Source organism: Daeguia caeni, assembly GCF_042653845.1.
In the GTDB taxonomy this organism is placed as follows: Bacteria; Pseudomonadota; Alphaproteobacteria; order Rhizobiales; family Rhizobiaceae; genus Brucella; species Brucella caeni.
The window spans coordinates 51,548-60,847 of record NZ_JBHSEL010000048.1 but is presented as its reverse complement, the minus strand read 5'-3'; the positions used below and the strand labels follow the sequence as shown (position 1 = coordinate 60,847).

The following is a 9,300-nucleotide window of genomic DNA, read 5'->3' as shown; positions in this document are numbered from 1 at the left end:
CCTGGCGAATGCTTAAACTACTTCGCCAGTGCTGGATATGGTTCCATCAAAAAGTGAAATGCTCTAGGTGTGCGTGCCATCGTTTATGATGAGGGCAGGAATTCGGTTTTTCTGGTGCGCCATACCTATGTTCCAGGCTGGCAGTTGCCGGGCGGTGGAGTTGAGCGCGGCGAGACTTGCGAGGAAGCGCTGGTAAAGGAATTACGCGAGGAGGGCAATATCCGCCTGACCGGGCGGCCGCAATTGTTTGCCATTTACAAGAATGCCCATGCATCACCGCGTGATCATGTGGCGCTTTATGTCTGCCGGCAGTTTGAACAGACAGCCCCGCGTATACCCGATTATGAACTGGCGGAAACGGGCTTTTTCCCGCTGGATGATCTGCCGGATGGCACAACACCATCTACCAAGCGGCGTCTGCAGGAGGCACTGCAGGGACTGGATCCGCTGCCCCTGTGGTAGAGGCAGATGAGAAAGGGAGGCGGAAAGCCTCCCTGATCCCGATTAGAAGCGGTAGGTGATACCCGTACCGATCAGCCAAGGATTGATCTTGGCCTTGCCGCTCATCTTTTCGCCGCCGACCGTTACGTCGAATTTTGGCTCAAGGAACAGCTTCTTGACGTCGAAGTTGACACCCCAATGTTCGTTGATCATGTAGTCAAAGCCGACCTGTAGCGCGCCGCCAAAGGTGTTCTTGACCTTCAGGTCATCAGCAGCATCAGCTTTCTGGTTATAGAAGACCGTGTAGTTGATACCGGCACCGACATAAGGCTTGAAGGCACCAAAATTGGTGAAGTGATACTGCGCCGTCAGCGTTGGCGGCAGGATCCAGACCTTGCCGACCTTGCCCAGACCTTCGATCGAGCCTGCACCGTTGATGTTGGAATAGGTCGTGCCGAGGATCAGTTCAGCGGCAAAATTGTCGGTGAAGTAATAGGTGATGTCCAGTTCAGGCGTGATCGTCTTGGAATAGTCCAGATCGGAACCTGCAACACCGTTGACATAGCCGGAATTCATCGGAATGACGCTCAATGCGCGCAGACGGATCTGCCATGGCGAAAGAGCTGCTGGTACTGCTTCAGCAACAGGTACTGATTCAGCGACGACGGCATCTGCTGCCATTGCGGTTGAGCCAGCCATGACCAGTGCGAAACCTGCCAAAATTCCCTTGGCGAAGCGCTTCATCAAATCTCTCCTTGATGCATGTGATGATTGCGCAATCTGAAGGGACTGCAGCGCGCCGCCATTGATTGAAATCAATCTGCATGCGGCAAGCGCTTGCGATTGGATAAGTTGGCGCCAACTGTTGCAGAAAAGACGCAATTTGACGGTCATGCCCGCCTTTGGTGTTCGGGATGATGCCGGATATCTCCGGATGCCGGATTTCTGTTTTGCCAAAATGGCAAGGCATAAGACATATTGATCACCAAAACTTAAAGGAAAATCCGATTTAGCTGCATTTTTTTCTTACCAATTTGCGCAAATACACTTATCAAAACGGAAGTGATGTTTACCTTTGCAGGATTTGATGCTACGCAACCGGCCATCGCAATCGCGATGGTCTGGCTAGGTGCTCGGGGAGAGCGGAATGACGGGAATGCATTTCATCCGACGATGAGAGATCTGCGTTTGACGCAGAATGCATTCCATTGGCCTTCAGTCACTGACGTGGGTGCCGTCATTTCCTTCCAATCCTGATTACTGCCATGCAACAGCTTGAACTGACCTTCGCGCCGGAACAGCCTGCGCACGACACGCAAATCGAAGCCATCAATGCCGAAGCATTCGGGCCCGGACGGTTCACCCGTGCGGCCTCGCTGATCCGTGAAGGCGGATCGCATGATCTGTCCCTGTCATTTGTTGCGGCCATGGGGGGCGTTGTCATTGGCTCGGTACGGCTGACGCAGATCAAGGTTGGCGACACGCCAGCGCTTCTGCTTGGTCCGCTTGCCGTTCGGCCTGAATGGAAAAAGCATGGCATCGGCTCGAAACTGATGCGCATGTCGCTGGAAGCGGCCAGAAAGGCCGGGCACAAGCTGGTCGTTCTGGTTGGCGATGCTGCCTATTATGAACAGTTCGGCTTTCGGATGGTGCAGCCCGGCACCATGATCATGCCGGCGCCGGTGGACCCACGGCGGTTGCTGGCCTGCGAGCTGGTTGAAGGTGGGCTCAAGGGCGTGCATGGCGTCGTCCGCCACATCAATCGCGGCTAGCAGTTCCAGGAAAAGTGGGAACCGGTTTTCCGTCCGGAACTGCGCAAAGGACAAGTTGCAGTTCCAGGAAAAGTGGGCACCGTTTCCCGCCCGGAACTGCGAAAACAATATGTGAGAGCAATTCAGCAATCTGGATTGCTCTAACGTCCTTCCCGATACCACATAGTTCCAAACAGCAGGAGCAAGGCTGCCAAGGCGAAGAACCCGGTGAAAAGCGGCAGGCGCTCCACGGTTTTCAGCCGCGTGTCGGCGGTTTCCTGCAGGCCGATCCAGCCATTGCCGCTTGCAGTGCGGCCAGCGGCAACGGCCGTGATGGTCGGCATCTGCAACGGGCTGTCGGCATGGGCATGCAGCCTGCTGACCGATCCGCCGGTGGCAGTGGCGATAGGCATAAGAGGCTTAAGGGTTGAAATTGAGTCGGTCAATTCGGGCGCATTGACCGGTCCGACATGCGCCAGCGTTTCGTAGTCACCATTCCTGATCCGGAAGATGCCCATCTCATCCGGCGTGATCCTTGCTTCAAACAGTCCCGGCTGCGTGCGCTCCAATGCGACCTGCAATTCCTTGCCGGATGGTGTCGTGACAATGGCCATGCCCGGCTTGTCGCCCATGGTCTGGCGTTTGATGACAAGGCTGCGACCATCGCCGGTGGCATTGAGCGCCTCTTCTTCCAGTTCGGGTTCCTTCATCAGCCAATGGGCAAGCCGGCGGTAAAGTGCGGCATAGGGGCCGCCGCCTTCAAATCCACGCGCCCAGAGCCAGCCCTGATCCGACATCAGCATGCCGACGCGGCCCTTGCCGACGCGGCTCAGCACCAGAAGCGGCTTGTCGTCGGCAGCATTCATCACCACTTCGCCCTGCGGCATGGTAATGTCGATGCTGCGGAACCAGCGGCTCCATAGTGGTGGTTCCCTGTCAGAGCCTTCCAGATCGCGCGTCACCGGATGGCGTTTGCCCACCTCGGTCAGCCGCGGATAAAAGGCTTTTTCCGTGACCGATCCGGTCGGCATGGCTGGCAGGACGCTGTAAAGCGGCGTGCGGGCGATGGACATGTCGCCGGCATATTCCGGGCCTGCGGCAATCAACAATGCGCCGCCATTTTCCACATATTGGGCGATATAGTCATAATAGAGCAGCGGCAGCACATCCCTGTGCTGATAGCGGTCAAGGATGATCAGGTCGAATTCGTTGACCTTGTCGACAAAGAGCTCCTTTGTCGGGAAAACGATGAGCGACAGTTCATTGATTGGTGTGCCGTCGAATTTTTCTGGTGGGCGCAAAATGGTGAAATGGACGAGGTCAACGGCAGCATCAGATTTCAGCAGATTGCGCCATGTGCGTTCGCCATTATGCGGCTCGCCAGAAACAAGCAGCACGCGCAGATTTTCGCGCACACCATCAACTGTCGCGATGGCGTGATTGTTGCTGCTGCTTGCTTCGCCCGGTATGGCGGGCATGGCAAGCTCAACAATGTTGACACCAGCGCGCGGCAGATCGATCGTGAATGTCGTTTCCTGGCCGACGATAGCCTCTACGCTGGCAACCGTCTCGCCATTGACACGAATCTCGACCGAGGCAGGGCTGCCAAGCGCTTTGCCTTCATCAACGACCGTGAACGACATCTCCAGCGGCTTGCCGCTGATGCCATAGCGCGGTGCCTTGTTGAAATGGATGCGACGGTCAAACTCGTCCGGCGTGCCGGTGATCAGGGCATGGACGGGGGCGTTGAAGCTAAGCGCTGCCGTGTTGGCCGGAATGTCATGCACCTGTCCATCGGTAATCAGGATCGCCCCGCCAATGCGTGAGGGCGGCACGTCAAGCAATGCGCGCGCAAGCGGCCCGAACAGGCGGGTTTCAAGGCCATTGTCATTGGCGTCCGGTTCGCCGGCCTCGATGATGCGGGTTTCAAATTGCGGCAATTGGGCCAGTTTTTCCTGTACGGCCTTGAGTGCCTGATCGGTGTCGGCCCTGCGGTCGCCAAGTGTCTGGCTCTGGCTGCGGTCAACCACAATGGCAACAATGCTGGTCAGTGGCTCGCGCTGTTCATTGACGAGAACGGGATTGAAACAGGCAAGCGCCAGAAACAGGGCTGCCAGCGCGCGGATGAGGCCGCCGCGCAGGCGCAGCAAAATGGTGGCGACAACCAGAATCCCAAGCGGAATCAGAATGGCAAGCAGCCACGGCAAGGGCAGAAGAGGTTCGAAGGTGATGTTCATCTCGTCTCCCTTGAGCAATTCAGATTTTCACGCAAATCCTGAATTGCTCCAACATTCGTTCTTTGCAGTTCCGTCCGGAAAATGGGTCCACTTTCCTGGAACTGCCCTAATTGCCAAGCCGCTGCAACAGATCCGGCACATGCACCTGATCGGATTTGTAATTGCCGGTGAGCATATACATCACAATGTTCACGCCGCCGCGGATGGCATGGATGCGCTGCATCGGATCATTGGGCACGGTGGGCAGAAGCGGATTGCCTGCCTCATCAACAGCCCATGCACCGGCAAAATCATTGGCGGTGATCATGATTGGCGAGACACCGTCGCCGGTGCGCACTGGCCGGTCGCGCGGCGCGTCATTGGGCTGGCTGGCCTCGACCCAGAGAGGACTTCCTTCATAGCGGCCGGGGAAGGAAGGCATGATGAAGAAGGATTTGGTCAGCACGTGATCATCCGGCACGGGTTCCAGAGGTGGCACATTCATGCCATCGAGAATGGCGCGCAGGCGCTGATTGGCAGGGGTTGTATTGCCGTCAAGGCTGGCGCCTGCCTGCAACTGATCGCGTGTATCAAACAGCACCGTGCCGCCATGCTGCATATAGGCGTCAACTTTGGCGATCGCTTCCGCACTCGGCATCGGGGCTTGCGGATCGATCGGCCAGTAGATCAGCGGATAGAAGGAAAGCTCGTCCTTTTCCGGGTCAACGCCGATCGGCTCGCCCGGTTCCAGTGCGGTCTTTTCGCTCAACGCAAGACTTAAGCCCCGCAGTCCGGCCTTGCTGATATTATCGGTTTCGGCATTGCCGGTGATGATATAGGCAAGATGGGTCTGGGAGACGGCATTGATGATCGTCTCGTCACCGGGCCTGCTGTCGTTGAAGTTTTGGTGGCTTTCCTGGGCTTCAGCCTTATGCGGCGCAAGTGGCATGGCGCCTGCAAGAACGAGCGCCAGCGCAATGATGCCTGCACGGGTCCTGAGCTGGCGGCGGAATGCGCCACGCAGCCAGAGCATCAGCAATGTGTCGAGCGCAAGCAGGGCCGCGGCAAGGGCAAGGAACCAGCCGGCGAGACGAATGGACTGATCGCGTCCATAGGAAACCCTGGTCACGCCGACGGAAAAATCGGGCTGTTGCAATGGCTGTAATGAGACGGAGGGTTGGCTGAACAGGTTGAGCGCCTTGAGCCCGTCCTCATTGCCATAAAAACCGGGGGGCGTGTTGAGGCTTGCCGTGGGGGGATTGTTGTGATCCACGATCAGCGGCTTGGCATCGGAGGATGGCAGAACAAGATCGCCAGAGGCTGACAAAAGCTGGAAGGCCGGCAGGGAAACGGTATTCTTGAGCTTGCCATCCACCGACTGACGCGACAGGGTGAGGATCCGGCGCAACATTTCAACGAAGGTGCCGGAAATCGGTAGATTTGACCAGCTTGCATCGGGGGAGACATGAAACAGGACCAGATGGCCAAGGCCACGCCTTTCGCCTGTCACCAGAGGCGTGCCGTCCTGCAGCGTGGCATAGGTCTTGTCATTCAGGTCAAAGGATGGCTCGGCCAGGACCTGGCGCTTGACAAGGACATCCTCCGGGACGTTCAGGCCGGCGAAGGGCCCATTGTCCTCAAAGGTGGCAAGATGTTGCGGCTCTGACCACGACAGGGTGCCGCCCAGGGCGCGCTCACCCTTGCGCAGGCGCACGGGAAGCAGGGTATCCTCCTCATTGGCGCCAATCAGGCGCGGGCCGGCAAATCGCACCAGTGTGCCGCCCTGTTCGACCCATTGTGCAAGTCGTTTCAGGACAGGCGCGGGAATGGTGCCAATATCAGCCATGATCAGAACGGACGGTCTGGCATCCAGCATTTCCTGAACAGCTTCCGGCAGATTGGTGGCGCGCGGCTCGATCAGATTGGCATAGGGGGAGAGCGCACGCCGGATATAGTGCAGCGGGGTGAGCAGTGGCTGCACCAGATCATCATTTCCGAGCGCGATGAGGGCGACGCTGCGCCGTTCCGATCCGCTGTCGAGAAGATGGGTGGCAGCCGCCTGATGCGCGCCATCAATGCGGATCACGCGGAAATCATTGCGCAATTCGACCGGCAGTTTGAATTGGGCTGTCGCCTGTGTGCTGCCCGGTGAAAAATCCAGCGCTGCCTCACCAATGCGCCGGCCCTTGTCGTCATAGGCTGCGGCGGTGAGGCTGCGCATATTGGCAATGCCGGTTGGACGGATGGCGGTTGCCTCAAGGCTGTCGGCCTTGATTTCAATGTGTGTCAGCGCCACAACGGTGTCGAGATCGGCATGATACCAGAGTACCGAGGCCAGATTGCCATTCCGCTCCAGCGCGTCAAAGGCTGCGCGATCATCCGGCGTGGCAAGGCCATCACTCAGCATGGCAAGACGGACCTTGTTATCCTCGCCAAGTTCAGAGCTCAGCAGTGCAAGCGCAGCCTTGCGGTCAGGAACAAGCGGGCGCGGTTGAAGCCGTCCCAGGCTCTCAGTGGCCTGTTTGCCGTCAAAGGGGCCGATCTGTTCATTGGCGGGTTCGGCCGTGCCGACAATATAAACCGGCATATTGGCGTTGCCCGCATCGGCAATCAGTTCTTGTGCCGCATCCACGCGCTGCTGCCAGTTTTCCGCTGACGCCCAGCCATTGTCGATGACGATGGCAAGCGGCGCATCTGTGTTCAGGGCCACAGGACGCGGCTTCCATACTGGCGCGGCAAGCGCGAGAATAGCCAGGGCGGCAATGAGAAGACGCAGCAGTGTCATCCACCACGGGCTTTTCGATGGCACTTCATCGCGTTTGAAGACTTGAGCCAGAATGCTAAGGGGCGGAAAGGCTTCTACCTGCGGGCGCGGCGGCGTCATGCGCAGCAAGAGCCAGATCACCGGCAAGGCCAAAAGGCCAAGCAGGACAAGCGGAGAGCCGAAGGCAAGCGGAAGGAAGCTCATCGCCATGCACCTCCGGACATGCCAAGGCTCAAGGCTGCATGAAGGCGCGCAAGGCAGGAGGCTGCCGGCCTGTCAGTACGGTGGATGGTGAACGTCCAGCCAAGACGGGTGCAATAATCGGCAAGTGAGTCGCGGCGCGCCAGATAAAGACGGCGATACTCATCCGCATAGGTTTCCGCGCGGCCTGCAACCAGGATTGTGCCGCTTTCCGGGTCTCGGAATTCGACCCTGCCCGTATAGGGAAAGGTTTCTTCCGCCGGATCGGCAATTTCCACCAAATGTGCGCGTACGCCGCGCCGCGCCAGCCGGTCAAGGAAAGCAGTCAGTTCATCCAGTGGGTGCAGGAAATCGGAAAACAGCACCACTTCGGAAAAACGTTGCACATCCGAAAGATCGGGCAGCGTCACATCGGGCGCATTGTGCAGCAATTGGGTTGCAAGACGCTCGGCACCATTGCGGGCGCAGACAGGGCGCATCACTTGCGGAAAGGCAATGCGTTCGCCAGACCGTGACAGGATTTCCGCCATGGCCAGCATCAGAACCAGCGCACGCGCTTCCTTGGAGAGGGGCGCGCGTGTCGAGCGGTAGAACATCGAGGGCGAGGCATCGCTCCACAGCCAGACTGTATGGGCGGATTCCCATTCGCGGTCGCGCACATAGGTATGGTCGTCGCGCGCGGAGCGCCGCCAGTCGATGCGTGCGAGGGATTCGCCATTCACATAGGGCCGGAATTCCCAGAAATTGTCGCCGGTGCCGCTCTTGCGCCGTCCATGCCAGCCGCTGATGACGGTATTGGCAATGCGCTGGGCTTCGACCAGCAGATCGGGCAGGGCTGCGGCGCGTTCATGCGCGCGCGCAAGCGAATCCCTGATGTCTGCGCGGGAAACCTTGGTGCCAATGACCATCAGATTGCAGCCTTGACCAGATTGGCGATCACATCGCGCACATGAATGCCATCAGCGCGCGCAGCAAAATTCAGCGCCATGCGGTGCTGCAGTACCGGCTCGGCCAGCGCTCTGACATCATCGACGGAAGGGGCAAGGCGGCCTTCATAAAGGGCGCGCGCACGCACGCACAGCATCAAGGCCTGGCTTGCACGCGGGCCGGGGCCCCAGGCAATGTGCTTGCGCGCTTCCTCATTGTCTGCATCGGGACGGGCAGAGCGCACCAGTTTCAGGATTGCCTCCACCACATTTTCCGCAACCGGCATGCGGCGCACCAGCATCTGCATTTCCTTCAGCCGTTCGGCAGAAAGGATTGTCTGTGGCTTGGCCTCGGCAATGCCGGTGGTGGCAAACAGAATGCGCCGTTCGGCCTCAAGATCGGGATAGAGAATGTCGATCTGCATCAGGAAACGGTCAAGCTGGGCTTCCGGTAGAGGATAGGTGCCTTCCTGTTCAAGCGGGTTCTGGGTGGCTAGTACATGGAACGGCGTGGGCAGGTCATAACGCTGGCCTGCGACCGTGACGTGATATTCCTGCATGGCCTGCAGCAGGGCCGACTGGGTGCGCGGCGAGGCGCGGTTGATTTCATCAGCCATGAGCAGCTGGGCAAAAACCGGCCCCTTGATATAGCGGAAAGAACGTCTGCCCTCGGCATCCTGTTCCATCACTTCCGAGCCGATAATGTCGGAGGGCATCAGATCCGGCGTGAACTGGATGCGCTGGCCGGAAAGGCCAAGCACGGTGCCAAGCGTTTCGACAAGCTTGGTCTTGGCAAGCCCCGGCACGCCAACCAGAAGCGCATGACCACCGGCAAGAAGTGCCGTGAGCGTGCGCTCAATCACGCTTTCCTGCCCGAAAATAACCGTGCCGACGCTTTCCCGGACCCGTGCAATATCAGCAAGCGCCCGTTCTGCTTCCGCGATGATTTCGTCTGCACTGGCGGTTTCAGGCTTGGCGATAATGCTCATATAGACCTCATA

6 protein-coding genes and 1 pseudogene are annotated in these 9,300 nt (G+C 58.5%); 2 read left to right on the top strand and 5 right to left on the bottom strand.

The window, feature by feature from the left end; translation table 11 throughout:
• Positions 1-63: 63 nt before the first annotated feature.
• Positions 64-462 (top strand): annotated as a pseudogene (locus tag ACFO1V_RS06630) (NUDIX domain-containing protein); the annotation flags it as partial.
• A 42-nt stretch (positions 463-504) separates the two neighbouring features.
• On the opposite strand, the gene ACFO1V_RS06625 reads toward ACFO1V_RS06630, so the two are convergent.
• Complete coding sequence (locus ACFO1V_RS06625) at positions 505-1,185, bottom strand: OmpW/AlkL family protein (RefSeq protein ID WP_374832839.1); 681 nt, start codon at positions 1,183-1,185, stop codon at positions 505-507.
• Between the two features lie 521 nt (positions 1,186-1,706).
• Here ACFO1V_RS06625 and ACFO1V_RS06620 point away from each other — a divergent pair.
• Positions 1,707-2,213, top strand: coding sequence for a GNAT family N-acetyltransferase (locus ACFO1V_RS06620; RefSeq protein WP_374832841.1), 507 nt, complete (start codon positions 1,707-1,709; stop codon positions 2,211-2,213).
• A gap of 140 nt (positions 2,214-2,353) precedes the next feature.
• Here ACFO1V_RS06620 and ACFO1V_RS06615 read toward each other — a convergent pair whose 3' ends face one another.
• The 4 genes from ACFO1V_RS06615 to ACFO1V_RS06600 all read right to left on the bottom strand — a co-directional run bounded on the left by ACFO1V_RS06615 (position 2,354) and on the right by ACFO1V_RS06600 (position 9,288).
• Positions 2,354-4,429, bottom strand: a complete 2,076-nt coding sequence (locus ACFO1V_RS06615) for a hypothetical protein (protein WP_374832843.1) — start codon at positions 4,427-4,429, stop codon at positions 2,354-2,356.
• Between the two features lie 106 nt (positions 4,430-4,535).
• Positions 4,536-7,376: a DUF4159 domain-containing protein gene (locus ACFO1V_RS06610; protein ID WP_374832845.1), complete on the bottom strand. Its 2,841-nt coding sequence runs from the start codon at positions 7,374-7,376 to the stop codon at positions 4,536-4,538.
• Complete coding sequence (locus ACFO1V_RS06605; RefSeq protein WP_374832847.1) at positions 7,373-8,281, bottom strand: DUF58 domain-containing protein; 909 nt, start codon at positions 8,279-8,281, stop codon at positions 7,373-7,375. The genes ACFO1V_RS06610 and ACFO1V_RS06605 overlap by 4 nt, the downstream gene beginning before the upstream one ends.
• A complete protein-coding gene (locus ACFO1V_RS06600; protein ID WP_374832849.1) occupies positions 8,281-9,288 on the bottom strand; it encodes an AAA family ATPase in 1,008 nt (335 codons plus the stop codon). Before ACFO1V_RS06600 ends, ACFO1V_RS06605 begins: the two co-directional genes overlap by 1 nt.
• Positions 9,289-9,300: the final 12 nt, after the last annotated feature.